At 62.6% G+C, this 26,392-nt stretch carries 23 protein-coding genes; 13 read left to right on the top strand and 10 right to left on the bottom strand.

Annotated elements, in window-relative coordinates:
• Positions 1-11: 11 nt before the first annotated feature.
• The 6 genes from rfaE1 to ACT6QH_RS09335 all read right to left on the bottom strand — a co-directional run bounded on the left by rfaE1 (position 12) and on the right by ACT6QH_RS09335 (position 6,193).
• Positions 12-1,457 (bottom strand): D-glycero-beta-D-manno-heptose-7-phosphate kinase, encoded by a 1,446-nt coding sequence (rfaE1, locus tag ACT6QH_RS09360; RefSeq protein ID WP_444974548.1) that lies wholly within the window; start codon positions 1,455-1,457, stop codon positions 12-14.
• A 9-nt stretch (positions 1,458-1,466) separates the two neighbouring features.
• The gene (gene rfaD / locus ACT6QH_RS09355) at positions 1,467-2,453 is read right to left on the bottom strand and encodes an ADP-glyceromanno-heptose 6-epimerase (protein ID WP_444974643.1); all 987 of its coding nucleotides are present in this window, start codon (positions 2,451-2,453) and stop codon (positions 1,467-1,469) included.
• Between the two features lie 222 nt (positions 2,454-2,675).
• Positions 2,676-3,698 carry a lipopolysaccharide heptosyltransferase I gene (gene waaC / locus ACT6QH_RS09350; RefSeq protein ID WP_444974547.1) on the bottom strand — a complete coding sequence of 341 codons (1,023 nt, stop codon included), beginning with the start codon at positions 3,696-3,698 and terminating at the stop codon, positions 2,676-2,678.
• Positions 3,695-4,717, bottom strand: coding sequence for a lipopolysaccharide heptosyltransferase II (gene waaF / locus ACT6QH_RS09345; protein ID WP_444974546.1), 1,023 nt, complete (start codon positions 4,715-4,717; stop codon positions 3,695-3,697). Before waaF ends, waaC begins: the two co-directional genes overlap by 4 nt.
• A gap of 231 nt (positions 4,718-4,948) precedes the next feature.
• Positions 4,949-5,425 carry a phasin gene (locus ACT6QH_RS09340; RefSeq protein WP_444974545.1) on the bottom strand — a complete coding sequence of 159 codons (477 nt, stop codon included), beginning with the start codon at positions 5,423-5,425 and terminating at the stop codon, positions 4,949-4,951.
• Positions 5,426-5,632: 207 nt separating this feature from the next.
• Positions 5,633-6,193 (bottom strand): phasin family protein, encoded by a 561-nt coding sequence (locus tag ACT6QH_RS09335; protein WP_444974544.1) that lies wholly within the window; start codon positions 6,191-6,193, stop codon positions 5,633-5,635.
• Positions 6,194-6,431: 238 nt separating this feature from the next.
• Here ACT6QH_RS09335 and ACT6QH_RS09330 point away from each other — a divergent pair, with 238 nt between their 5' ends.
• The 4 genes from ACT6QH_RS09330 to ACT6QH_RS09315 all read left to right on the top strand — a co-directional run bounded on the left by ACT6QH_RS09330 (position 6,432) and on the right by ACT6QH_RS09315 (position 12,202).
• A complete protein-coding gene (locus tag ACT6QH_RS09330; protein WP_444974543.1) occupies positions 6,432-8,936 on the top strand; it encodes a hypothetical protein in 2,505 nt (834 codons plus the stop codon).
• Positions 8,937-8,995: 59 nt separating this feature from the next.
• A complete protein-coding gene (locus tag ACT6QH_RS09325) occupies positions 8,996-9,370 on the top strand; it encodes a (2Fe-2S)-binding protein (protein ID WP_444974542.1) in 375 nt (124 codons plus the stop codon).
• Positions 9,371-9,514: 144 nt separating this feature from the next.
• Entirely contained in the window at positions 9,515-9,994 is a 480-nt protein-coding gene (gene bfr, locus ACT6QH_RS09320) for a bacterioferritin (protein WP_444974642.1), read from the top strand.
• A 261-nt stretch (positions 9,995-10,255) separates the two neighbouring features.
• Entirely contained in the window at positions 10,256-12,202 is a 1,947-nt protein-coding gene (locus ACT6QH_RS09315) for an AsmA family protein (RefSeq protein WP_444974541.1), read from the top strand.
• A gap of 12 nt (positions 12,203-12,214) precedes the next feature.
• Here the strand turns inward: ACT6QH_RS09315 and ACT6QH_RS09310 are convergent, their stop codons facing one another.
• The 4 genes from ACT6QH_RS09310 to ACT6QH_RS09295 all read right to left on the bottom strand — a co-directional run bounded on the left by ACT6QH_RS09310 (position 12,215) and on the right by ACT6QH_RS09295 (position 16,418).
• A complete protein-coding gene (locus ACT6QH_RS09310) occupies positions 12,215-12,784 on the bottom strand; it encodes a GNAT family N-acetyltransferase (protein WP_444974540.1) in 570 nt (189 codons plus the stop codon).
• 97 nt (positions 12,785-12,881) lie between these two features.
• Positions 12,882-14,147: a M16 family metallopeptidase gene (locus ACT6QH_RS09305; protein ID WP_444974539.1), complete on the bottom strand. Its 1,266-nt coding sequence runs from the start codon at positions 14,145-14,147 to the stop codon at positions 12,882-12,884.
• Positions 14,148-14,165: 18 nt separating this feature from the next.
• The gene (thrC, locus tag ACT6QH_RS09300; protein ID WP_444974538.1) at positions 14,166-15,578 is read right to left on the bottom strand and encodes a threonine synthase; all 1,413 of its coding nucleotides are present in this window, start codon (positions 15,576-15,578) and stop codon (positions 14,166-14,168) included.
• 108 nt (positions 15,579-15,686) lie between these two features.
• Positions 15,687-16,418 carry a cytochrome c biogenesis CcdA family protein gene (locus ACT6QH_RS09295; protein ID WP_444974537.1) on the bottom strand — a complete coding sequence of 244 codons (732 nt, stop codon included), beginning with the start codon at positions 16,416-16,418 and terminating at the stop codon, positions 15,687-15,689.
• A 200-nt stretch (positions 16,419-16,618) separates the two neighbouring features.
• Here ACT6QH_RS09295 and ACT6QH_RS09290 point away from each other — a divergent pair, with 200 nt between their 5' ends.
• The 9 genes from ACT6QH_RS09290 (at position 16,619) to ACT6QH_RS09250 (ending at position 26,359) form a co-directional block, all read left to right on the top strand.
• On the top strand, positions 16,619-17,632 hold the full coding sequence (locus ACT6QH_RS09290; RefSeq protein ID WP_444974536.1) for a P1 family peptidase: 1,014 nt from the start codon (positions 16,619-16,621) through the stop codon (positions 17,630-17,632).
• Positions 17,633-17,667: 35 nt separating this feature from the next.
• The gene (locus tag ACT6QH_RS09285) at positions 17,668-18,276 is read left to right on the top strand and encodes a hypothetical protein (RefSeq protein WP_444974535.1); all 609 of its coding nucleotides are present in this window, start codon (positions 17,668-17,670) and stop codon (positions 18,274-18,276) included.
• A gap of 312 nt (positions 18,277-18,588) precedes the next feature.
• Positions 18,589-19,089: an invasion associated locus B family protein gene (locus ACT6QH_RS09280; protein WP_444974641.1), complete on the top strand. Its 501-nt coding sequence runs from the start codon at positions 18,589-18,591 to the stop codon at positions 19,087-19,089.
• 327 nt (positions 19,090-19,416) lie between these two features.
• Positions 19,417-20,913, top strand: coding sequence for a DUF937 domain-containing protein (locus tag ACT6QH_RS09275; protein ID WP_444974534.1), 1,497 nt, complete (start codon positions 19,417-19,419; stop codon positions 20,911-20,913).
• A 118-nt stretch (positions 20,914-21,031) separates the two neighbouring features.
• Complete coding sequence (locus tag ACT6QH_RS09270) at positions 21,032-22,060, top strand: cysteine synthase A (RefSeq protein ID WP_444974533.1); 1,029 nt, start codon at positions 21,032-21,034, stop codon at positions 22,058-22,060.
• A 46-nt stretch (positions 22,061-22,106) separates the two neighbouring features.
• The gene (gene sseA / locus ACT6QH_RS09265) at positions 22,107-22,949 is read left to right on the top strand and encodes a 3-mercaptopyruvate sulfurtransferase (RefSeq protein ID WP_444974532.1); all 843 of its coding nucleotides are present in this window, start codon (positions 22,107-22,109) and stop codon (positions 22,947-22,949) included.
• A gap of 43 nt (positions 22,950-22,992) precedes the next feature.
• A complete protein-coding gene (locus ACT6QH_RS09260) occupies positions 22,993-24,399 on the top strand; it encodes a cytochrome P450 (protein ID WP_444974531.1) in 1,407 nt (468 codons plus the stop codon).
• A 117-nt stretch (positions 24,400-24,516) separates the two neighbouring features.
• Positions 24,517-25,422: a dTDP-4-dehydrorhamnose reductase gene (rfbD, locus tag ACT6QH_RS09255; RefSeq protein ID WP_444974640.1), complete on the top strand. Its 906-nt coding sequence runs from the start codon at positions 24,517-24,519 to the stop codon at positions 25,420-25,422.
• A gap of 160 nt (positions 25,423-25,582) precedes the next feature.
• On the top strand, positions 25,583-26,359 hold the full coding sequence (locus ACT6QH_RS09250) for a ferredoxin--NADP reductase (RefSeq protein ID WP_444974530.1): 777 nt from the start codon (positions 25,583-25,585) through the stop codon (positions 26,357-26,359).
• The last annotated feature ends 33 nt before the right edge of the window (positions 26,360-26,392 follow it).

Genomic DNA, 26,392 nt, shown 5'->3' with positions numbered 1-26,392 from the left:
ACTCACTAACTTCAGCTGCGCGCCTTGGCCACCAGCGCAGAGGTGGAGCGCCCCTCAACCAGCGGCACCAGCGCCACCCGGCCTCCATGGGATTTCACGAAATCTCCGCCCACCACCTGATCTTCCCGATAATCCGCGCCCTTCACCAGCACATCGGGCTTCAGGGTCTGGATCACCTCCAGCGGCGTATCCTCATCGAACAGGACGACCAGATCCACACAGCGCAGCGCGCCCATCACACGGGCACGGGCGGCTTCATCCTGCACCGGCCGGCTGGCCCCCTTCAGGCGCCGGACGGATGCATCCGTATTGAGCGCCACCACCAGCTTGTCGCCCTCGCGTGCGGCAGCTTCCAGCAAGCGGATATGGCCGGGATGCAGCAGATCGAAACAGCCATTGGTGAAGACCACGCGCGCGCCTGCGGATTGCCAGTCCGCCACGATGCGAGCGGCGCGCTCATGCTCCACCAGCGCGCCCTGTTCCGGCCCTTCCGGCAGGGTGGCTTCCAGCGCGGCGGTCAGTTCCGCGCGCGTCACCACCGCTGTACCAAGCTTGCCCACCACCACGGCAGCGGCGGCATTGGCCATATGCACGGCGGTTTCCATCGTTTCGCCGGTTGCCAGCGTTACAGCCAGCGCAGCGAGTGCGGTATCACCCGCACCGGAAACATCAAACACCTCACGCGCCTGCGTGGGCACATGCAGCACCCGCCCGCCATGACGCCACAGGGTCATGCCCTTCTCGGAGCGCGTCACCAGCACATCCCCGCCGAACTGGGCGGCAGCAGCGGCGGCGGCTGTGGCGGTCTGCTCATCGCTGTTATCCGGCAGACCGGTGGCCGCCACCAGTTCCAGCCGGTTCGGCGTGACAAGGCTGGCCCCGCGATAAGCTTCAAAGGTGCGCCGCTTCGGGTCCACAATGATGGGCACACCAGCCGCCCGGCCAGCGGCAATGGCGGCTGCGATCACATGATCCGACAGCACGCCCTTGGCATAATCGGAAAGCACGACAACCTTCGCCCCCGAAACAGCCTGCTGCACAGCGTTCACCAGCGCCGCCTCTGCCTGTGGTGAAAGCGGCGCGCCATTTTCCGCATCAATCCGCACGATCTGCTGACGACCGCTCATCACCCGCGTCTTGGTGATGGTGGGACGGGCGGAATCGCGCACCATCAGCGAGAGATCGACACCCGGCCACTGGTCCAGCGCGGCGGCCAGATTTTCAGCCTGTGCATCCTGCCCCACAAGGCCCACCAGCGTGACTTTCGCCCCCAGAGCCGCAGCATTGGCAGCCACATTGGCCGCACCGCCGGGCACGATGCGCTCCGCCCCATGCACCAGAACGGGCACCGGCGCTTCTGGTGAAATGCGGGAGACCGAACCTGTAATATACTGATCCACCATCACATCGCCGATCACGACAATGCGTTGCGCGCCTTCACGATCCATATCGGACATTTCCCGCACTCAGGAGACCACGCCGCCAGTGGCCTTGAGATGCTCGCTCACATAAGCGGCCACCCCTTCCTCCAGCGACATGAAGGGGCGTTTGTAGCCAGCAGCGCGCAGCTTGGTCACATCCGCCTCGGTGAAATACTGATAGGCTTTCTGGAGATGGGCCGGCATATCCACATAATGAATGCGCGGCTCCTGCCCCAACGCGGTGAACACCGCTGTTGCCAGATCCGCAAAGGAACGCGCCTTGCCGGTGCCCACATTGAAAATGCCGGAGACGGAAGGGTTCTCCAGCAGCCAGCGCACCACTTCCACGCAATCCGATACATGGATGAAATCACGCAACTGACCGCCATCTTCATAATCGGGATGATGGGATTTGAAGAGCGTGACCTTCTCGCCCGCTTCGGCCGCCGGATAGATCTTGTGCACCACAGAGCGCATGTCGCCCTTATGATCCTCGCCCGGCCCATACACATTGAAAAAGCGCAGGCCCGCAAACTGCGGAGGGTGTGCCGCCCCGCTCTCCACATCCGCCATGATACGCCGGTCCACGAACAGCTTGCTCCAGCCATAGGGGTTCAGCGGTGCCAGAAGGCCAAGGCCCGGCAGCGACTCATCATCCGTAAAGCCTTCCGAGCCATCGCCATAGGTGGCGGCGGAAGAGGCATAGATGAAGGGCAGCCCCTTGCGAGTGCACAGCTCCCACAAATCCAGCGTGGCGCGGATATTGCGGGTAACAATCTTGTCGCCATCCCGCTCCGTCGTGGCGGAGATGGCACCCATATGCACGATGCCGGCCAGCCGCCCGCCCTCACGCTCCACAAAGGCGTTGATCGCCTCTGGGCGGATCACATCATGCAGCGGAATATCCGCGATATTGCGCCATTTGGGGCCGGTTTCCAGCCAGTCCGCCACCACAACGCGGTAGCCATCCTCAGCCGCCGCGCGCGCAATATTGGACCCGATGAAGCCGGCGCCGCCGGTGACGAGAAGAATATCCCGGCCCATGGCCGCCGCGCCTGTCATCTGCCTGTCTACCCTTGTGCATGCATCACATGGGTTTTGATGTGCCATGGCTTGCGCCCTCTTGTCCATGCACAGCCGCCATTTGCAGAAGCATTTCAGAAGGCTGGAACGCCTCACCGGGCATCATCGCCCCCTCAACCGCCAGACGGAGGCACTGAGGAAGACATGGCGACCACCATCACAGCCGCAGAATCACGCTGGCCCGGCACGCAGAGATTGAAGCGTCGCCCACACCATGCGCGCATCATGATCGGCCATGCAGGGCGGGCCTTCCTGAAAGCCCGGCATGATCCGGCAGGAGGTTTTCTCGCACGGTGCACAGTTGCGCGCCGCCGCCAGCTCCCGCACATGAGGGCCGAACATGCCTGTCAGGCGCGGGTCCGTTGGCCCGTAAAGACCCAGCGTTGGCACCCCATAGGCGGCGGCCAGATGGCCAAGGCCGGTATCCACGCTCACCACCCCGGCCGCCGCGCCCAAAACAGGCGCAATGGTTTCCAGGGATTGCGGCGGCAAGAGCTGCACCGCCGTGCAGCTTTCCGCCACCTTGCGGGCGCGGGCTTCCTCCGCCGCACCATGTGCAAACATTTTCACCTGCCAACCCGCCGCCTGCGCCAGCCGCGCCAGCGCCTGCCAGCCTTCAAGGTTCCATGTCTTGGTGGGCCATGTGGTGCCGTGAAGATAGACGAGATAAGGTGGGGCCCCTGCTTCCGGTGCGGGCACGCGCAGGCCGCTGTCTTCGGGGAGGTTTTCAATGGAATAGCCCAGCGCAAGGGCAAACAGCTTGCGAATACGGGTGGCCATGTGCTCCACCTCGGGCACATGGTGGCGGCCCTGATAGAAATGGCTCGCAAGCCCTTCACGCGCACTGGCCTTATCAAACCCATGCCGGGCGCCGCGCGCCAGCCGGGCCACGAAGGCGCTTTTCAGCAGGCCCTGCGCATCAATGATGATGTCGTATTTTTCCTGCACCAGCGCAGCCCGCACCGCCCCCGCCTCTCCACTGCGCCATGCCGCGAGGGGGCGTTTGCGCAAGCGGCGCATGGGGACGGAAATGGTGCGACGTACCGCCGGGTGCAGCGCCGCTACCGGCGCAAACGCCTCTTCCACCGCCCAGTCCACGTCCAGATCCGGGATCATGGTGCGCGCATCAGTCAGCGCCGGGAAGGTGTGAACCACATCACCCAGCGAGGACAGCTTCACGAGAAGAAGTTTCATTGGCCGCTCTGTTCGGCCACCTTGAACACTTCCTCCGCGGAAATATTCTCAAGGCAAGCCAGTGTGCCCAGCGGGCATTCGCGCTTGTGGCAGGGGCGACAGTCCAACTCCCGCGAGACGATGCGGGCCTGCGGCGAGGCTGGCGGGGTCATCAGCTCCGAGGAGGCACCATAAATCACCACCAGCCGCCTGTCGAAAGCCCCTGCAATATGCATAAGGCCGGAATCGTTGGAAATAACGACATCCGCGATGGAGAGCAGCGCCGCAGCATCAATCAGGCTGGTGCGACCGACGAGATTATCCACCGGCACGCCACTTTGTTCCGCGATGATCTGCGCCGCCTCGGCATCCTTGGGGGAACCAAAGATGCGCACGCGATAGCCATGCAGCACCGCCAGACGGGCAAGCTGCGCGAATTTTTCAGCAGGCCAGCGCTTTGCCGGGCCATATTCCGCGCCTGGGCACAAGGCCATGACCGGCCCCGCGCCCTCCAGCGGAAACTTCGCCAAAGCCTGATCCAGCGCCCCATCCGGCATGATGAGATGCGGGCGCGGGCTCACCGCCTTCACCCCCTTGGGCAGGCCGAGAGCCACGAAACGCTCAATGGTGCGTGCGGTTTTGCGGTTGGTATCAGGCCGGGCATCCGTCAGCAGCGGGCTGCGCAACTCACCCTGATAGCCAACCCGCTCAGGTATGCCGGCAGCCAGAGGCGGAATGGCGGCCTTGAAGGCGCGCGGCAGAATAATGGCCTTGCCATAACCTTCCGCCCGCAGAGCCCGGCCAGCCTTCCAGCGCGCCAGCAGCCCCAGTTCGCCATGGGCCAGCCCCAGCGGAATGGTGCGACGCACGCCGGGAATCATCCGCGCGACGGGCAGAGCCGCCGAAGGTGCCATCATATCAATGGGGCGGCCCGGCTCGCGCATGCGCAGCACTTCAACAAGGCTTGCCGCCATCACCATGTCACCCACCCAGGAAGGGCCGACAATCAGCACGGGCGAAACAGAACCATGGGCACGCATACACGGACACTCGCGGCGAAGAGACAGCTTGTCATGGCAAGGTCACGCCGCCACGTCAACCCGAAGGCATGACGCGGGATGTTGCACGCAGCCAGACTGCGCGCCCTGCCAGACGCCAGAGATGTAAAAGGCGCTTCGCGGACGGAAGCGCCTTTTAACCGAAATTCGAGCAGAAAAGCCGGCCTCATCGAGGCAACACCCAGTACCGACCTTTCAGCCCTGCGCGCCAGTTCAGCCCTTGGGCTGCTGGACGGTCTTCTCAACCGTGCTCTTGATCGGCTCGGATGTATCGGCCGCCACCTTCTGCGCCAGAGCGGACAGATCCTTCACCTGCCCGCTCACGGTTTCAAACTGGCGACGCGCATGGCCAGTGGAAAGCTCCACGAGATCCGCCATCGTCTTGGCATTGACGACGGAGTTCAGGAAATCGAACGTGGAGTTGATATTGGCTTCATACGCGGCCAGCAGGCGGGCATTATATTCCGCCACGCCCTTGCCGGCGTTTTCATAGCTGTTCTCCAGCGCAGAATTCACCTGCGCGGCATTGGCTTTCATCTTCTCATAATTCTCGCGGTATGCAGCCAGGCTCTTCTCGGCCATGTCACGCAGCGCCGGGGGCACTTCCACGGCAGGAACGCCATTGGTCGCAAACGCCTTTTTGGCAGCCTCGAGCTGGTCCTGATACGTCTTGATGAAAGAGTCGTTCATGTGATCCTCGATGATACGCACCAAATAACATTGCACTCTACTGCCCCCAGACTATCACATGAATGTGAAAGCACGGAGAAACACCCCCCTCACCAAAGGTCATGCACACCCTGGGCGGAAGATGGAGAGCGCCGGAATGCGACACGGGCAAAGCCTGACCTTGTGAAAAGGCCGGCTTTGCCGGAGAGCCAGAAGAGCCGGCGAGGCTCAGTTCTGGCCCGGCTTCATGCCTTGCTGCATTTTCGCAGCCGCCTGCTCGGCGCTGGATTTGGCAGCGGAGACCATGCTCTCACCCACGGTTTTCATATCCTGCGCGGCGTTCTGCGCATTCTGGGCTGCGGCAGCGCTCAGCGTCTTCACGCGCTCGGCCAGAGTGCGGGTGTGTTCATCCAGAGAACGCATCGTCGCCTCACCCAGCCCCTTGGCATCCACGCCAAGCGCCTGGGCCTGTTCCGCCGCACTCTGCATCTGCCGGGAGAGAAAACCGGCCTGAAGCGACATCATTTCCTGCGGGCTCTTGGCGGCCACCATCTTCTGCATGAACTCGAAGCTGGCTTCCATATTGGCCTGCATCATACCCAGCGCCTTGGTGCGCAGGCCCTGCACGCTGGCGCGCACTTCATCAAAGTGCTCATCCGTCTCGCCAACGGCCTCACGCGTGCTTTGAAACAGCGATTCAAAAGCCTGACGGGCCTGCGCCACATTTTTCTCTGCAATGGCGCGAACTTCGGCGGGCAGCTCCAGATCAGGAACGAACTTGTTCGTCATTTCCGCTACTCCTCGGGCTGGTCACAGCTCTCCCCGATGGGCCGTGACGCTTTGATTGTAGTATCCCCGGCACAGTCATTCGCAATATGAAAAGCGAAAAATTCCTCGATTGCGTCCGTGTTAACCATTTTCCTTCAGTTTCATCTGGTGATCGAATCCGGGCCGCACACATGCCGGCCCTTGCGGAGCCCTCTGTGGCAACCCCTGCTACAGCCGCATATGGACGGGACAGGAGATGATGACGGAGACGAAGGACCAGACGCACATCGGTGCGGACCCTCGCCTTGCCCCGCTATCGCGGGCGGATCTGCCGTCCTTCCTGCTGCGAATCGAGGATGGCGTCATTGCGCACGCCACCACAGCCAGCATCGCGTTGGGACTGGCCGAAGGCGAACAGGCTCCGAATCAAATTCTTGATCTGGCCCGCAGCCTTGTGGCCAACCGCCGGGCACCTCTGGCTCTGGTGCGGCTGCAACTGCCCGAGGCCGCCGACTCGCACCTCTTTCATTGCACGCTCATCACAATGCCGGAGGGGCCGGCCATGCTGTTTGCAGATTCACAATCCACCGGCACCGCCCCGCTGGAAAGTGCTGCGCCCGTACAAAACGAAGCCCCCCTCCCCCAGATTCCCGCAGAAAATGTGAAGACCACGGACGATAGCGTGCAGGATAACCCTCCCGTCCGTTTCACCTTCGCGGCGGATGCTCAAAACCGGCTATCCGGCCTGTCTTCCACGCTAATGCGGGCGCTGGGCAAAGACGCCATGCACTGGCAGGGGGCAACTTTCGCCGAGCTGGAGGCTGCCGGGCGCATCGTATCCGCACAGGATATTACAAAAGCACTGGCGGGCCAGGGCAGCTTCATTGGCGTACGCGTTACCACGCACGGCCCTCTTGTGCTGGATCTGGAACTGGGCGGCGTGCCCCTTTTCGATATTGCCCGTCGGCGTGTCGCCACGCGCGGGTTCGGCATATTGCGCACCTGGGCCGAAACCAGCACCAGCTCATGGATCAGAAGCCTGGAGCCGGCAAAATCGCGCCCGTCTTCCTCCGGCATGGAAAGCGCTGCCGCGATAGAGCCTTTCGACGGCGCGCTCTCTCCCAGCGAGAGTGAGACCTTTCGCGATATCGGGCGCACCCTGCATGCTGTCATGTCCCAGGGCGCAGACACTGCCCCCCCATCCGCAGAGGAAGAAGGCGCTCCCATCACAAGCGCGGATGAGGCCGAGCCTTCCGAAGCACAGCCTCTTTCAGCAGAGCATCTGAACCTCAGCACACTGGATCTGATGGATGCCCTGCCTCTGGCCGTTCTGCTGGAACGCGATGGCGCCCCCATTCATGCCAACAGCACCTTCTTTGACTGGACGGGTTGGGATGATCTGGACGCTTTCCAGAACGCCGGCGGCACCCATCAGCTTCTCACGCCCGATACCGCTTCCGGCCTGAGCCATCTGGTCACTCGCGATGGCATGGCGCTCACCGTTGAAACCCGCCTTCTGGAAGCCCCCTTCATCGCACCCCAGACCCAGATTCTGCTGATGCGGCAGAAGGGGCAAAGCGCGGCTTCCCCGCTTGTTTCCGTGGCACATCTGCCTCTGGGATCTGGCGAGGCCATTGAAAATGCAGCAGCCACAAGCCAGCCTGCTCCGGTGCACCGCAACCAGACACTCGACATGGTGCCCTGGCCCATTGTGCTGCTGAACCGCGATTGCCTGATCCGCTTCGCCAACAGCGCCGCCGCGAACCTGCTGGATTATCCCGCGGCAGACCTTGCAGACCAGCCCTTCACGCTCGCCTTGCCAATGGATGTCCGCGAAGATGGCATTCGCTGGCTCGACGCCATCTCCGACGCACGGCAACAGCCGCCTCAAACGCGCACATTGCAGGTGCAGCGCCGTGGCGGCCAGCAGATCAGCACCCTCGCCGTCATAACTGCCCTGGATGCCGAATTGTCCGGCGAGGCTGAAGAGTTGCTGTGCCTTGTTCTGGGACCTGAGGGCTTCTCCGCTGAAGAAGCCGATAAGACATCAGCGGCGCAACCGGCATATGAGCCGGAACAGCCTCAAGATCATCTGCGGGAAGAAGCCTCGCTTCATCACCTGGCGTGCCGCCTGAAGGAAAGCCTGGAACCCGCCTTCTCCATTCTTCTCGGGCAGGATGCAGACAGTGACCAGCTCCCGGCCGGCATGAAACCCGCCCTGCAACAGGTGCATCAATGCCTCATCGACCTTAAAGCGCTGAGTGCGCCACAAGATGATGCGCCGCTGGAACTTTGCATGCCGATTCTGGTTCTGGAAGAGGCTTTGGCGCATGTTGCAGCCTCGGCCTGCCGGCGGCGCATCACCCTGCGCACGGATATTGAAGACGCCCCCGCCATTCGTACCCGCCCGGCCCATCTGGCCCGGCTGATGCGCCTGCTGCTGGAAGAGGCTCTGGACGCCAGCCCCGCGCACAGCGCTGTTCTGGTGTCACTTGCCTTCGATATGGAGCTGGACGACGCCCCTGTGCGTCTGGCAATCGCGGATGAAGGTGAGCCGCTGGACGAAGTCACCCTTGCGGCGGCAACGGCCCCTCAGTCTGCCAGCGCGCAAAACACGACCGGCCACGAAGACCGCTTCAGCAAGGCTGGCCGCCCCCTGCGCTATGCCCGCCTGCAAGCAGAGGCGCAAAACATCGGCGCACGCCTGACAATCCGGCGGGGCCTACAAACCGGCATGTGCACCATTCTGGAACTGCCACGCTGATTTCACACCTGCTCAAGCCCTACACGGAAAAGCCCCGCCCGCGGGGCTTTTTGCACTGAATGCGGCGCAGCACATATTTTAGACTCGTTCCTAATTATGCAAACCAGTCGCATATGCAGTTGACGCTTCATCTGCATTGCTGCCTAATCAACACGAAGACGACAGTAGCTTCAGTTCAGGATACTGGACCCGCCATGATCGTATGTTCGTGTAACGTCTTCTCGGACCAGCAGGTTCGGGAGGTGGTTTCAGCAGGCGCCGGCGCCCGCAACACCAGCGATGTCTATCGCGGTCTTGGGTGTGCCCCCCAGTGCGGTCGCTGCGCACGAACCATCCGTAACATCATGAATGACGTGCAGGCGCAGTCAAGTTGCCAGAGCTGCCCGCAGGATTGCCCGGCCGCTGGCGGAGCGACCTTGATCGCTGCGGAATGAACCAATCCTGAAAACAGAAAATGCGAGAGACATGCGCAGGAGCTGTTGCGAATGGCTCTCGCGTTGCGCCGGGTGTGGAATTGGTCTAAGCGTGGAACCAATTCCATGATGACAAATGCCCCCCGTGGCATCGAGGAGCAGGACATGAAGGGCGACCCGAAGGTTATCGAGTATCTCAACCGGGGCCTTCGCGCGGAACTCACCGCCATCAACCAGTACTGGCTCCACTATCGCATGCTCGATAACTGGGGCTACAAGGCTCTCGCGAAGAAGTGGCGCGCCGAATCCATCGAGGAAATGGTGCATGCGGACAAGTTCACCGACCGCATCCTCTTCCTCGAAGGCTTTCCCAACATGCAGGTGCTGGACCCGCTGCGGATCGGCCAGGATGTGAAGGAAATTCTCGAGGCTGATCTGGCCGCCGAGCTGGATTCCCGCGCTCTCTATCAGGAAGGTGCCGCCTATTGCCAGTCCGTGAAGGACTACCCCAGCCGCGACCTCTTCGAAGAGCTGATGGCTGATGAGGAAAGCCATATCGATTTCCTCGAAACCCAGCTGGATCTGATCGCCAAGCTGGGCCTCCAGCTCTATGCCCAGCACCATATTGGCGAGCTGGACGATTGATTCCCCTCCCTCGGGGCTTGTAAAATGAAGAGCCTGGCCATGCGCCGGGCTCTTTCTTTTAACCCGTTGCGACGTGCCACAAGAGCACGGCCTTGAAAGAGACACAGACGGGAAGGATGCTGGAATATCTGAACCGGAACATTCAGGGCGCTCATCTGCATCTCATGCTGCGCTCCATAAGCCGGCCAGCACCCTGCCAGACAGGCAGACCGGGCAAACTGCCCCACCGGATGTGACCATGATCCAATCGCTTGGGAACTGATGCTGAGATCTGACGACATGCTGACCGGCGCCAAAAGGCCCGGCCTGCGCCAGTTCATGCGGGCAGCTCTGGTTCTGTGCGGGCTGGGGGCGCTGCTGCTTCTGTGCGCCATAGCTCTGGTGCCGCTGATGGTATCTGGCGGACAGATGCGGCTTGCAGCCCAGAAGGCCCTGGCCGGAAACGATCATTTCCAGGTTGAAATCGCCAACGAACCCCAGCTGCAAATGCTGCCCACCCCCCGCGTGGTGGTGAAGGGCGTCCATATTGCCCTTACGGACCAGCAGACCATCAGCGCACGACAGGTTGTCAGCCGGCTGGACCCGTGGCGTCTGCTTTTCGGTCGCATTGAAGTCGCCGATATCACCCTTGAAAACCCCACCCTGCTGATCGAGACCGGGCAGGATATGGTGGACATCATCCCCTCCTTCCTCGCCCATGCGCCCGGCCTGCGGATTGTGGATGGCACCGTGGCGCTCCGTTCACGCACCGGAAACATCCGCCCTCTCATCCGGCATCTTGATGGACGGGTGGACCGGGCGACAGGCAAAGGCGTGGCGCTCACAACCCGCTTCAGCTGGCATGATGGCGTGGTGGACAGCAGCCTCACCATTGATGACGTGTCCGCCTTTCTGGCCGGGCAATCCAGTGACACCCGCCTGCGCGTCGCGACGAAGGGCGGCATTCTGCGCTTCCGCGGGCAAGCCGGTTTTGACAGTTCTCTTTCCGCTGGCGGAGACATCACGGTGGATGTCGATTCCCTGCGCAAGATGGTGGAATGGATGGGGGCGCAAACGCCCTTCCATAATGGTCTTGGCCCCTTCAGCCTGGCGGGCCAACTGAAGATGAAAAAGGGTGAGATCGCCCTCACCGGCGCACGTGTCAGCCTGGATGGCAACCGGATGGAAGGCGGGTTTCTGGTTGATCTGAGCCAGAATCGCCCCCGCATTCAGGGCACATTCGCCTCCGAGGAACTGAACCTTCATCCTTATGATGCGCTGCATCTCACCGTGAATGGCGGCAGGGAGTGGAGCCCGGCTCCCCTCAATCTGACCATTCTGAACGCCTTTGATCTCGATCTGCGCTTTTCCGCCGGCCAAATCAGCATCGGCGCGGCCCCCTTCACCACCGTGGCCGGCAGCGCCGTGCTTTCGGATGGCGAACTGGTTCTGGCCATTGGTCAGGCTACGGGATGGGGCGGAACCCTGCGGGGAACAGCCACCATTTCCACCCAGTGGGATGATGCGCGCCAAAACCAGCGCGGTGCCAGCGTGCGGATGGAGGCCGAATGCACCTCCATCGCACTGGAGCAGGGCTTGGGCGAAATGGCCGGGCTGCGCCAGTTTGAAGGTCCGGGCACCCTCTCCTTCTCCATTCGCGGCTCGGGCCTGAGCGTACGCAATATTGCGCACGACCTTTCAGGCACACTGAGCCTCACCAGCAATGGCGGTTATCTGCGCGGCTTTGATGTGGCCCGCATGTTGCGGCGCATCGAAACCCGCCCCCTCTCGGCCAGCGCCGGCCCACAAGGCGGACGCACCTCATATATTGATCTGGATGCCCAGGCCAGCATCTCCCATGGCGTCGCCACGCTGAGCCATATGGAGCTGCGCGGCCAAGAGGTGCGCCTCAACATGGCCGGGCTCATCGGCATCAGCAGCCGCATGCTCAATCTGAAGGGCATTGCCGCCCTTGTGCCCGAAAAAAGCGGGCAGCTGGCGGAGGATGAAGATATTGAACTGCCCTTCATGGTGCAGGGCTCCTGGACATCACCGCGCGTGATGGCGGACCCGCTGAGCCTGATTGAGCGTTCCGGCGCAGCCCAACCTCTGCTAGAAGCCTTCAAGACATTGCGGGAGCAAAGCCGGGTCCGCCCCGCCGTGCAACCGGCAGCGGATACCCTGCCGACTGCGCCCCCCCTTTCCGCGCCACCTGCAACAGTGCACTGAGCGGCCTTCGCTTCAGGAGCGCTCCACCAGTTTCAGGCGCACCGGATTCGGGGCCAGCGCATCCTGTCGCAGGCGTGCGAACAAGAGATGATCCTCCCACCGGCCATTAATACGCAAATACTGGCGTGAATAACCCTCATTCACGAAGCCGCATTCCGTCAGCACCCGGATGGAGGCCCGGTTGGTGGGCATGCAGGCCGCCTCAATACGATGCAGCCGCAAGGCCTGATGCGCCACCGGCGCCAATGCCCTTACCGCCGCTGTCATATAACCCTGCCCGGCATAAGGCGCGCCCATCCAGTAACCCAGGCTGGCGGTCTGACAGGCGCCGCGTCGCACATTGGAAAGCGTGAGCCCGCCCAGCAAGGCATCATCCTTCTGCCGGAACAGCAGAAAGGGGTAGGCATCATCACGCGCAATATCCCGCGCATAGCGACGCAGCCGCGAGCGAAAGGCCGATGGATTGAGATCATCCGCTGGCCAGACTGGCTCCCATGGCGAAAGGAAGGCGCGGCTGGCCTCGCGCAGTGCGCACCATGGTGCGCAATCCTGCGGCTGGGGGGGGCGAAGATAGATCCCCACCCCTTCAATAAACAGAGAAGGTTTGGGCGCGAAAAGTGAACGCAATACCCACATCACCAGCGCGCCTGAGCCCCAAGATTATTTCAGCCCGAAGATATTATTTCGCCTGCAAACAGTCTACCACACGAACAGCCGGATCAAGCCCGGCTTTTGGCCCGAGAGCCGCAAGTGTCGGCTTTCCACCAGCCAGAATGGCGCGGGCCACACGACGAACAGAGGCAACATCCACTGCATCCACCTGCGCGACGATCTCTTCCACCGGGATGATGCGACCAAAGCCCAGCACCTGCCGGGCCAGCTGTTCGGCCCGCGCACCGGAGCTTTCCAGCGCGGCCAGAAGCCCCACCTTCATCTGGGCGCGGGCGCGGGCAATTTCCACATCGCTCACATCGTCCGCCACAGCCAGAAGCTGGTCGGCGACGGCAGATGTCAACTCACCCACATCGCCCTCATCGGTACCGGCATAGACACCAAACACCCCGGTATCGGCAAAGGCCCAGTGAAAGGCATAGATGGAATAGCACAGGCCGCGCTCTTCCCGCACATCCTGAAACAAGCGGGAAGACATGCCCCCACCCAGCACATTGGCCAGCACCTGCACGGCGTGAATATCATCATCCTTGTAGGCGCAGCCCTCAAGGCCGATCAACACATGCACCTGCTCCAGATCACGCGCGGCCAGATGAACGCCACCGGCATAGCGCGCCTGTGGCAGATCCGGCTTGGCTTCGGCTGAAATGCCGGCCAGCCGGGCACACACCTCATCCACGATGCGCTCATGCTCCACCGCACCCGCGGCAGCCACCACCATATCCGGCCCGCGATAGGTGCGGCCCATATAAGCCGCCAGATGATCGCGCCCGAAACCGCGTACGGTCTGCGGCGTCCCCAAAATGGTGCGCCCTACTGCCTGACCCGGATAGGCCCGCTCCTGAAACAGATCGAACACCAGGTCATCCGGCGTATCCAGCACGGAGCCGATCTCCTGCACGATCACATTCTTTTCCCGCGCCAGCTCTTCCGGGGCGAAGGCCGGTTCGGTGAGAATGTCGCACAGAATATCGAGGCCGAGGGGGACATCCTCCCCCAGCACCCGCACATTGTAGGAGGTCTGCTCCACAGAGGTGGCGGCGTTGATATCGCCCCCCACCTGCTCGATCTCTTCCGCGATACGGCGGGCAGAGCGACGGCGCGTACCCTTGAAGGCCATATGCTCCAGCATATGGGAGATGCCGTGCTCATTCTCCATTTCATCGCGCGCGCCCGCGCCGGACCAGATACCCAGCGAAGCAGTGCCGAGATGCGGCATGGAATCGGTGACGACGGTAATGCCGTTATCCAGCGTGGAAAGCTTGACGCTCATTCTGTTCCTGTCGCCGGTTCAGGCCGTGCCGCGACGGGCGATACGCGCCCGGCTGCGAATGAAATCCTGAACCGCATTGATATCGTGCGGCAGAACGCTCACGCGCTCCTCGCGCTTCATCAGATCGGCCATATGGGGCGGCAGCGGCGGGCGAAGGCCCGTGGCCGCTTCCACCGCATCCGGGAATTTGGCCGGGTGTGCGGTGGAAAGCACCACCTGCGGAATACCTGCGGCATGGTCCACCTTGTCGGCTACATCCAGCGCCACGGCGGTGTGCGGGTCCGCCAGATAACCGGCTTTCTTCCACATGCTTGAAATGGTGGCGCGGGTTTCCGGCTCATCTGCGCGCCCGGCGGAGAAATCCGCGGCAATGGCGGCCCACGCGGCCTGCGGCAGGCTGAAGGTACCGGACTGGGCGAGCGAAGCCATCAGGTTGCGCACGGCCCCTGCATCACGGTCCAGCGCCTCGAACAGCAGACGTTCGAAATTGGACGAAACCTGAATATCCATGGACGGCGACGAGGAGGGCTGCACCCCGCGCACCTCATAGCGTCCGCTTTCCAGCGTACGGGCGAGAATGTCGTTCACATTGGTGGCGATGGCCAGATCCTTCACCGGCAGGCCCATCTTCTTGGCCACCCAGCCGGCGAGAATATCGCCGAAATTGCCGGTAGGCACCACGAAGGACACCTCACGGTGGGGCGCACCCAGTGCGGTAGCGGCATAGAAATAATAGACCACCTGCGCCACGATACGGGCCCAGTTGATGGAGTTCACGCCCGCCAGCGCCATCTCGTCGCGGAAGGCGTGGGCGTTGAACATGGCCTTCACCATGGCCTGGCAATCATCGAACGTGCCTTCCACCGCAATGGCGTGCACATTCGGGGAAGCCACCGTCGTCATCTGCCGGCGCTGCACTTCGGAGACGCGCCCATGCGGATAGAGGATGAACACATCCACCGCATCCGAGCCCTTGAACGCCTCGATGGCCGCGCTGCCGGTATCGCCGGAGGTCGCGCCTACAATGGTGGCGCGGGCGTTGCGGGCGGCCAGCACATGGTCCATCAGCCGGGCCAGAAGCTGCATCGCCACATCCTTGAAGGCGAGCGTCGGGCCGTGGAACAGCTCCAGCACAAAACGGTTGGGGGCCACCTGCACCAGCGGCGCCACCGCCGGATGGCGAAACTGCGCATAGGCATCGGCAATCATCAGATCCAGCGCGCGCGGCTCGATCGACCCGGCCACGAAGGGGGAGATGACGGCTCGGGCCACATCTGCATAAGGCTTGCCCGCCAGCGCGGCGATTTCATCCGCAGAAAGGGTGGGCCAGCTTTCCGGCACATACAGGCCGCCATCACGGGCAAGGCCCGCCAGCAGCGCATCGGAAAAGGACAGGATGGGAGCTTCGCCGCGAGTGGAAACGTAACGCACTGGTCCTCGCCCTCGGGTTTGGGGCCACAGAAATAAGCGGCCAAACTAAACATAAGCAACGCCGGGCGAAAGCCGCCTTGGGCCTTCACCCCGCATTTAGTTGGAAACTCAGCCGATGGTGGACAGGATGGGGAAGGTTTCCAACAGCCAGAAACTGGCATTGGCGATCCAGCCTGACATGAAGGCGATGCCTGTCAGCACCAGCAGCACGCCCATCACCTTTTCAATCACCGGCAGGGCCCGGCGCATATGGGAAAGCGCGTGCAGGAAGGGCCGCACCGCCACCGCCGCCAGAATGAAGGGCACACCCAGCCCCAGCGAATAGACGGCCAGCAGTACCGCCCCGCGTGCAACCGTCGCCTCGGAACCAGCAACAGCGAGAATCGCGCCCAGCACCGGGCCAAGGCATGGGGTCCAGCCAAAGGCGAAGGCCAGCCCCATGATGAAAGCGCCCCCCACACCCTGCGGCTGGCGCATATCGGCCCGTGCCGTGCGCTGAAGCAGCGCGATGCGGAACACGCCGAGAAAATTCAGCCCCATCACGATGATGGCCAGCCCGGCAATGATGGAGAGCACCTCCATATGCGCGCGCAGCAGATCACCAATAGCCGAAGCGCCGGCCCCCAGCGCCACAAACACCACGGTGAAGCCCAGCACGAACAGCATGGCGCCGGAAATGGCGCGCCGCCCCACCTCTCGCACCGGCTCGCGCCCGGCCAGATCATCCAGCGTGCTGCCGCCGAGATAGCACAGATAGGGCGGCACCAGAGGCAGAACGCAAGGTGAAAGAAAACTGACAAGGCCGGCGAAAAAGGCGGCTGGAAAGGTAATGTCGGCCATGGCCTGTACTGAAACCCATACATCTCAGGAAAGGAGCGGGCCGGCCACCCGCCACAACGCCTCCTTCATGGGCCGGCAGCCCGGACGATGCAAGGCCCCGACTGGACCCGGACGGGTGCAGATCGTCGCGCTGGCCCTGTGGTTCCGGTCTGGACGCTCCCCCCTTTGCCCCATAAAAGGAGTGGGACAGGAGAGGCTTCATGCGCAATCTCATCACCGATGTGCCGGGCATCCGGGTTGGCCACGCCACGGATGCAGTCATGGGCACGGGCGTCACGGTGGTGCTGTGCGAAGAGCCGGCCGTGGCCGCCGTGGATGTGCGCGGCGGCGGACCCGGCACACGAGAGACCGATGCGCTTGACCCGGCCTCGACCGTGGATACCGTGGATGCCATCACTCTTTCCGGGGGCTCGGCGTTCGGGCTGGATGCGGCTTCCGGTGTGATGGCGGCGCTGGCGGCGGCCGGGCGCGGCTTTGCCATAGGCGATGCACGCGTGCCCATCGTGCCCGGCGCGGTTCTGTTTGATCTTCTCAATGGTGGCGACAAGAACTGGGGGCCGGAACCGCCCTACCGCCTGCTTGGCGCACGGGCGCTGGCGGCAGCGGGAGAGGAATTCGCCCTCGGCAGCGTGGGCGCGGGGACCGGAGCCACCACCGCAACGGTGAAGGGGGGAATAGGCTCTGCCTCACTCACCCTGCCCTCCGGCCATATCGTCGGGGCCATTGTGGCCGTAAACGCCGTGGGCAGCCCGCTGTTTGGCGAAGGCCCGCATTTCCGCGCCGCGCCTTATGAGCGCAATGGCGAGTTCGGCGATCTCGGCCTTCCCTCCAGAATCGCCGAAGAAGCCCTTCAGCCGGACCTGAAAGGTGAGGTGACCCGTTTTGCGACCACCATCGCCGTGGTCGCCTGTGATGCAGTACTGAGCTGCGCGCAGGCGCGGCGGCTGGCCATTATGGCGCAGGATGGGCTGGCGCTCTCGCTTTTCCCCATCCACACTCCGCTAGATGGGGATTGCGTGTTCACCCTCGCGACAGGCCGCAAGCCGCTCGAAAAGCCTCTGCCGGATCTGGCGCGCATGGGGGCGGCGGCCTCCACCGTACTGGCCCGAGCCGTGGCCCGCGGGGTGTTCGCGGCGCGCCGCCTGCCTTATGAAGCAGCTCAGCCCAGCTGGCATGATCGTTTCGCCTCACCCGCCGCCATGCTCCAGCACTGAACCGCGCCTGATTATCTGCCCGATAGAGACACGACATGACCGATCCCGATTCTCCCGCAGCGCCGGGGCAATCCGTTCCCGCAAGCGGGCCACGTAGCAAAAGCCGGAATACGGGCCGGAAAAACACGAAATCCTCCACCAAGGGCCCGAATGAGACATCCACGGGCAGAAACGCCCCCCGTCAGAGCAAGCTGGGCGGTGTACTGGCGGTGATCTTCTGGTGCGCCTGTGGCATTACCGCCTTGCCGATTGCGGGCCTGTTCACGCTCATTATGGCCAATGGCTTTTCCGGCCTGATCTGGGCGGTAAAGGAGATTTTCGCGGGCGTGACCCTTTCCGCGCAGGTATTGCGTCTGGGGCTCATTCCACAAGTTTTCCTGTTTGTATGGGGGCTGAGCACGGTTGTGCTCACAGTGGCCCGCCTGCGTCAGTCCCTGCTGGCCATACCGGCGCTTCTGGGGCTGTGGGTGGTGATTTCCATTCTCTGCCAGATCGGCATTCGCAATCTCATGTCTGCAAATGGCGCGGGCATCAGCGATATTGCCACATTGCTGCCCGGCATATTGATGCAGATCGCCGCCACCGCCGGCCTCTACGGCTATTTCCGGGAAGCCGAGCGCCCCCGCCTGTTCTATACACGCTGAACTTTCCGCCCGCGTCTTCCGCCAGCAGCCACAAGCGAGGCTCTTCGTGCCATGCTGGCGGAAGTTTGTGAAAACGCCGTATTCTTGACAGGATAGCCTGAGCATTAAGGCAATTGTTGAGAAACTGCGCTACAGCGAAGGGAGCCCTGCCCGCTGAAGGGCCCTTCTGTTTCGCTTCCGGAGTCCTGATTGATGGTCGTGTCGTTCCGTGGTCACCATCCGTCCGAGGTCACGCCTGCCCAGGCTGAGCTCAAGAAGGCTGCCCCGCGGCGGGCTGCCGACAGCCTGCCGGGTGGCGCCCAGCCCATGCGCATGGCCCGTGCCCTGCTGCTGGCGGCTGCCACGCTGTGCGGCATGGCGGCAGCCGCCGGGCCTGCCGCTGCACAAGGTACGGTGAAATCCGTGCATGGCGACTGGCAGATCCGCTGCGATACGCCCCCCGGTGCGCAGAGTGAACAATGCGTTCTGCTGCAATCCGTGCTGGCGGAAGATCGCCCTAATGTCGGCCTCACCGTCATCGTGCTGAAGACGGCGGATCAGAAAAGCCGCCTGCTGCGCGTGCTGGCCCCGCTGGGCGTGCTGCTGCCGGCAGGTCTTGGCCTGAAGATTGACGATCAGGATGTTGGCCGCGCCGGTTTCGTGCGGTGCCTGCCCAATGGCTGCGTGGCCGAAGTGGTGATGGACGACAACCTGATCGAGCGTCTCACCAATGGAAAGCAGGCCACCTTCATCATCTTCCAGACCCCGGAAGAAGGCATTGGCGTGCCGCTGAGCCTGAATGGTTTCAAGACCGGATATGAAACCCTGCGCTGAGCGTCCCCGCCACCGCGCTCCGATGACATGTGAAACAGGGCTGGGCCCACAAGATGGCTCGGCCCACTTGCCTGCAACGGAAGGCATTCGCCCTCCATTTCCCTGCTGAATTTGCCCCGCAACTCTTAAAATTCGGATCAAACAGCCCCATCTGGATATAAACAGATGACACAAAACAGGCTGGCTGACAGATCTCGGCATCATTTTTCGTATGCGCGCTTGTTTCGCCATATGAAAAAACCGCTATGAACGGCACAATGACTGCAAGCGCCGGGGTGGGCATGGTCTGCCTTTCTGGTAGCGCCGCGCGGAACAGGCCGGGAGCAAATGCCCGAAAGAGCTGGTGACCGGCGGGAAATGACGCGACGGCAGGCACAGGGGGAGGTGCAGATGGACCAGTTTGTGGAAATGATGCGCGCGGCGCAGGGCGGCAAGGGCATGGAGAATTTCGCCCAAATGTGCGGCCTCTCGGCTCAGCAGGCGCAAGCGGCCACAGAAGCCATGGCTCCCGCCTTCAACACCGCCCTGCGGCAGATAACCCAATCGCCCGAATCCATGGCCTCTCTGGTGAACCTCATGTTCACCGGCCCCTACGCCGCTTTTTACAATGCCCTTCCCCCGGCGTCGGGCACAGGCCCGCAAGGCGGCCTACCTCAAATGCGCTCCGGCCCTGCGGCGCAAACATCTCCCAGCCTCCTGCCCGCCGGTTTTCCTGGTGCTTCCGCTACAGGCCAGACGCCTGAAGCCCCGCCCATGAGCGTTGCCGGCATGGAAGCGCTTAACGCCGTCTTTGGTTCTTCAGAGGTCAGTCAGGCTGTGGCGAACCAGGTGGCCGCCTCCACCGGGCTGAATATTGCAGTGGTGCGGCAGGCCATGCCCACCATGGCCAGCATGTTGGTGGGGGGGCTCGCCAAATCCCTCGCCGCTTCTGGAAGCATGCAGCAAATGTTGGCTGCCCTGCTTAGTCGCATGCCCATCGGAGAAGGCCATAACCGGCCGACGCCGATTTCTTCCGGCAATCCCTGGGCAGATGCCTATATGGCCTTCACGACCTCCATGGCCAGAGCTGCGCCTTATCAGGCCCCTGCCATGGGTGCGCCCGCTGGCATGGCAGCATGGCCTGGCGCCTCTTTCTACAGCGCCATGCCTCAGGGCACAGGCAATCTGGCAGGCGTCAACCTCGCAGGCAGCCTCCCATCAACAAGCGGCAATCCCTGGCTCGATATTTTCACGCAGAGCATGTTCAACCCACTTCAGGCAGCCACCCCCAAGCCTGTGACACCCATGGCGGCCATGCCTGCTTTTTATCCGCCCCAGCAGCCGGCACAGGCCCCCACATGGCAAGATGTGGTAAGCGCCATGACCAACACCATGACGCAAGCTGGCGCGGCCATGGCAAAGGGGGCCTCGGCAGCCGCCAGTGCAGCCATGGAACAGGTCGCCGCAGCGCAAAACGCCGCGATACAATCGGCTTCGGAGCAGCATGGCGCGGGGCCCGTTGCGCCGTCTGCGCAGGGAGGCGTTTCCCCCTCCGCACATACACCGGCCCAGCCGGTTCATCCGGTTGCGCCGCCGGTTCCGAATGCGCCTTCTCCAAAGGAGGCCATGCCCAATCCCAGCGCCCTGCTACAGGATTATTATAACCAGATGCTCGCGCGAAGCCTGCCGGTTCCGGGGTATCCGGGCTCGCAAACGCAGAAGCCCTTCAACCCCTTTGAATATTGGATGGAACTGATGGCCCAGGCTCATCAGGCCAGCCTGCAAGCCGCGACTCGGGCGACCACTTCTGCCCCCTCTTCCAAAAAGAAGAAAAAATCCGATTGAGGCCAGGAGCCACGCGGATCAACGCAAATGTTGATGAAACAAACAGACATTATGTATTGATCTCAACATGATACCTCGGCTAGCCTCTGCACCTTCCTGCGCAGAGGCGAGCCCCAGCATGATCCGAAACGGCCTTGTAGACTCCATCGGCAACACGCCGCTCATCCGCCTGAAGCGCGCCTCCGAGGAAACCGGATGCGAAATTCTCGGCAAGGCGGAATTCATGAACCCCGGCCAGTCGGTGAAGGATCGTGCCGCGCTGGGCATCATAAAGGATGCCATGGCTCGTGGGCAGCTCAAGCCCGGCGGGGTCATTGTGGAAGGCACCGCTGGCAATACCGGAATCGGGCTGGCGCTGGTCGCGGCCCCCTTCGGCTTCCGCACTGTCATCGTCATTCCCGAGACCCAGTCTCAGGAAAAGAAGGATATGCTGAAGCTGGCCGGCGCCACGCTGGTGGAAGTGCCCGCCGCGCCCTACTCCAACCCCAACAATTATGTGAGAGTCTCCGGTCGTCTGGCCGAAGCTCTGGCACAGAGCGAACCAAACGGGGCCATCTGGGCCAACCAGTTTGACAATGTCGCCAACCGGCAGGCCCATATCGACACCACCGGCCCCGAAATCTGGGAGCAGACCGGCGGCAAGGTGGATGGTTTCGTCTGCGCCGTGGGCACTGGCGGCACGCTTGCGGGTATCGCCATGGCGCTGAAGGCCCGCAACCCGGATATCCAGATCGCCCTTGCCGACCCACCCGGCGCAGCCCTCTACAGCTATTACACCAGCGGCGAACTGAAATCCGAAGGCTCTTCCATCACCGAAGGTATCGGGCAGGGGCGTATCACCGCCAATCTGGAAGATGCGCCGATTGATATGGCATTTCAGATTCCCGATACGGAATCCGTGTCTGTCATCTTTGATCTGCTGGAGCATGAGGGGCTGTGCGTGGGCACCTCTTCCGGCGTGAATGTGGCTGGGGCCATTCGGCTGGCGAAGAAGCTGGGGCCGGGGCACACCATCGTCACCATTCTGGCGGATTATGGCACCCGCTATCAATCCAAGCTGTATAATCCGGCCTTCCTGCGCAGCCAGAACCTGCCTGTTCCCGGCTGGCTGGAACGCAAGGTGGATCTGCCCAACGTGCTGGTGTGAGGCCCTGCGCCTCACTCTCTCCCCCGGCTCCTTTCAGGACATTGTGATGTCTCGCACGAATCTCTTCGTTTCCACCGCATGGCTCGCCGAGCATCTGGGCGATGCCGATCTCGTGGTGGTGGATGGCTCATGGCACATGCCCGCCACCGGCCGGCTGGGCCCGCAGGAGTTTGAGCAGCAGCACATTCCCGGAGCGGTGCATTTCGATATTGACGCCATCGCCGATCTCACCAGCGATCTGCCCCACATGCTGCCCACGCCGGAAGCCTTCGCGCAGGAGGCCGGGGCGCTGGGCATTGGCGATAGCAAGACAATCGTGGTGTATGACACGGTGGGCCTGCTCGCCGTGGCCCGCGTGTGGTGGACATTGCGCCTGTTCGGCCTTGAGAACGTCGTCATTCTGGAAGGTGGCCTGCCGCGCTGGCTGGAAGAAGGCCGCCCGGTCGAAACAGGCACGGCGCGGCACGCTCCGGCGCAACTCACTCCCCGTTTCAATGCCGCCCAGGTCGCGGATGCAAATCGTGTGGCACAGGCGCTGGAAACGGCGGATGCGCAACTTCTGGATGCCCGCCCTGCCGCGCGCTTTCGAGGTGATGAGCCGGAACCGCGCATCGGCGTGCGCGCCGGCCACATGCCCGGCGCTCTGAACCTGCCCTCCTCCTGCTTCATCGAGAAGGACACGCTCGTTCCGCCGGAGCAGGTGCGGGCACTGATGGAAGCTGCCGGGGTGGATCTGACGCATCCCGTCATCACCTCCTGCGGCTCGGGGGTCACGGCGGCCATTCTGTGGCTGGCTCTGGAGAGCATCGGCCACACGCCGGAAGCGCTTTATGATGGCTCCTGGACAGAATGGGGCGGCAGTGAAGATCGTCCCGTCATTACAGGCTGAGCCAAGCCCCACCCCACCCATCACAGCCTGAAGGAGCGGCGCCATGCGCCCCCTGACCCGTTTTTACATGCACAGGCTGGCCAGTCTGCTCGGTCCTCTACCGGGCGGCGTGCGTCTGGCGGCCCTATTATCGGGTGAGTTGCCGGCAATACTGGCGCCCTTCCAGGTGCCCCGACATGGTGAAGAGGCGCGGAAGGATGAGGGGTTCACCCTCTACGCCCTGCCCTTCCGCCCCCTGCTTCTGGTGCATGGGGCGATGCAGGCCCAATCCCTGATGGTCAACCCCGGCGCAGACCTTTCCCCGGCGGCGGAACTGAATGCGCTGCTCGCTCCCCTCACTTCACAGGCTGGCGCTGAACCCGGCACGCTGAATCCGGCACAGCCGGCAGATCCATTGCTGAGCCGGACCTTCGCAGAGATGGATGAAGCCCGGATTCTCGCCACCACCCAAAGGTTGACAGAGCATACTCTCAAGGGGTGGCTGGCGCGCAAAGGCAAACCCACGCCGGTGGGGGCCGATCTGTTTCGTCTGGCACTGGATCTCATCAGCACCGGGCTGCTTGATACCCGCTTCACCCCTCAAGAAGGACTGCGCTTTGCGGCTCTGGCCGCGCGTTATTTGCAGCAGGCCAATCCCCTGCCGCTGCTTCTGGCCCGGCCGGGTGATACCGGACGGATGCGACTTGTGCAGGCCATGAGGCTCACTCCACTTGCACAGCAGATGCGGCAGATGGTGGCCGCCCGTTTCCTCCCTGCCCTGCAAGACCCGGCTACGGCCACCGCCCCCTTGCCGCATCTTCTGGCCCAAACAACGCTGCCGGCAGAACGCGCCGTGGATCTGCTGACCAGTGCGCTTGTGGGTGGAATGGACGGCATCGGCGCGCCCCTGTGCTGGCTGGCCTATGAACTGGCGCGCGACCAGATGATGCAGGAAGGCGCGGCACAGGCTGTGGGCGCGGAGCCCGCACTGGATGGCGCACCGGATCGCCGTTTTGAGAACCATGATGCAGCGACAACGCTGGAGGCTCTAACGCAGGAAACCCTGCGTCTTCATCCCGCCCCCACCCTTCTGGCATGGCAGACGCGAAGCCCGGTCACGCTCGGGCCGCACAGCCTGCCTGCGGATGCGTTCGTGGTCATTTGCCCGCGCCTGTTGGTGCAGGCAGGCCCTGCGGGCGCAGCCCATTCCCGCTTTCTACCGGAACGCTGGCTAAAGCCACCGGACGAAGCCCCTCATTCCGCGCTTCTTCCCTCAGCCGGCGCAAATCTGCATCTCAAGTTCATCCGGCACATGGCAGCACAAATTCTGGGCTCCACCCGGCTGGTTCTGGCCGGGGGGCCGGAGCCAGTTCCACTCGCCCGGCTTTCCAACCGTCCCAGCCCGGCCATTGTGCTGCGCATACTGCCGCGCCCAGCGCGTCCGAAAGCCGGCATGGATCAGCCGCACTGACAGCTTGCCCCACGGGCAGGAATGGAAGCAGCAAGCCGGCGTCATTTCTTTCCGGCCTTCCGCCAGTGAATCCGGTTTCATCCGCACCATGGTCTCGGGTAAAGGAAGACAACATTCATTGCGGAAGCTGAGGCCATGCACATTCTTCTTTTCGGCGCAGGCGGACAGGTCGGGCGCGAGATTTCGGCTCTGGCACGCACGCAGGGCCACAAGCTCACGGCACTGGACCATGCCGCGCTGGATATTACAGACCCCGCCGCCGTGGCCCGCGCCATTGAAACCAGCCAGCCGGATGTTCTCATCAACGCCGCTGCCTACACCGCCGTGGACAAGGCCGAGAGTGAGCCGGAGCGGGCAGCGCGCATCAATGCCATTGCACCGGGGCTGATTGCCGAGCGTTGCGCCCATGCGCGCATTCCCCTGCTGCATATCTCGACAGATTATGTATTCGATGGCACCAAGCCTTCGGCCTATGTGGAGAGCGACCCCATCGCCCCCCTGGGCGTTTACGGACGCACCAAGGCGGCGGGCGAAGCAGCCGTACGGGCGGCGATGGAACGCCATATCATCCTGCGCACGGCCTGGGTCTATGGTCAGCACGGCAACAATTTCCTGAAAACCATGCTGCGTCTGGCCGCAGAGCGGGACCGGCTGACCGTGGTGGCCGATCAGCGCGGCTGCCCCACCGCCACCGCGGATATCGCCATGGCGCTGCTGGCTGCGGCCCATTCCGCCGTGCGCGGAGATGCCCGCTGGGGCACCTATCATTTCGCCGGCACAGGTGCCACCACCTGGCACGGCTTCGCCAGCGCCATCATCGAAGCCGCAGCCCCCTATACCGGCCGCAAGCCGGAAGTGGCCCCCATCACCACAGCAGATTACCCCACTCCGGCCCACCGCCCGGCCAATTCCGAACTGGCGAGTGATTTGTTTGAGCGGCATTTCGGGCTGCGTGCGGCCCCCTGGCAACAGCGCGTGCGCGAAGTGGTGGCCACCCTTCAGCCCCCTGCCAATACGCCCTGAGCGCTTTTCCGGCTCATTTTGCATCAAATAACCGCTGGCGCGGCCGGGCGCCCTTCTGTTTGCGATGAACATCGTATAAAGTGAAATTAATAATTAAACATAAATTTTATGCGAAATAAGAGCGCAATCCAGAGCGCTCCGCGCGCCAGCGGACAGTGAGATGAGCAAGAACTTCAACGAAGAAACCGTCAAAAGCGTCCATCACTGGACAGAGAATCTGTTTTCCTTCACCACCACGCGCGATCAGGGCTGCCGCTTTCTGAATGGCCAGTTCACCATGATTGGCCTAATGGTGGAGGGAAAGCCTTTGCTGCGCGCCTACTCCATGGCCAGCGCCAATTATGAGGAAGATCTCCAGTTCTTCTCCATCAAGGTACAAAATGGCCCCCTCACCTCCCGCCTGCAACATCTGAAGGTGGGCGACAAGATTCTGGTCGGTCGCAAGCCCACCGGCACACTGGTGCAGGATAGCCTGCTGCCGGGCAAGCGGCTGTACCTGCTCTCCACCGGCACCGGCCTTGCCCCCTTCCTCTCCGTGACGAAAGACCCGGATGCTTATGAGCGTTTCGAGAAGATCATTCTCGTGCATGGCACCCGCACGGTGGGAGAACTGGCCTATGAAGATTTCTTCACCCGTGAATTGCCGGAGAACGAATATATCGGCGATGAGGTGAAGCAGAAGCTGATATATTACCCCACAGTGACCCGCGAGCCGTTCCGCAATCAGGGCCGCATTACAGATCTCATCACATCCGGCAAGCTGTTTTCGAATATCGGCCTGCCCGTCATTTCCCCGGAAGAAGACCGCTTCATGCTGTGTGGCAGCCCGGAAATGCTGAAGGATATGGTGCAGATTCTCGAGCAGCGCGGCTTCAAGGAAGGCAGCCAGAATGAACCGGGCCATTTCGTGATTGAAAAAGCCTTCGTCGAGCGTTGAGCATAGGGGCGGCGCAACATGTATGCGCCGCTT

Source organism: Haloleucobacter albus (assembly GCF_052492075.1).
Note: the sequence above shows the minus strand (reverse complement) of the source record. Positions and strands in the feature narration are given on the sequence as shown.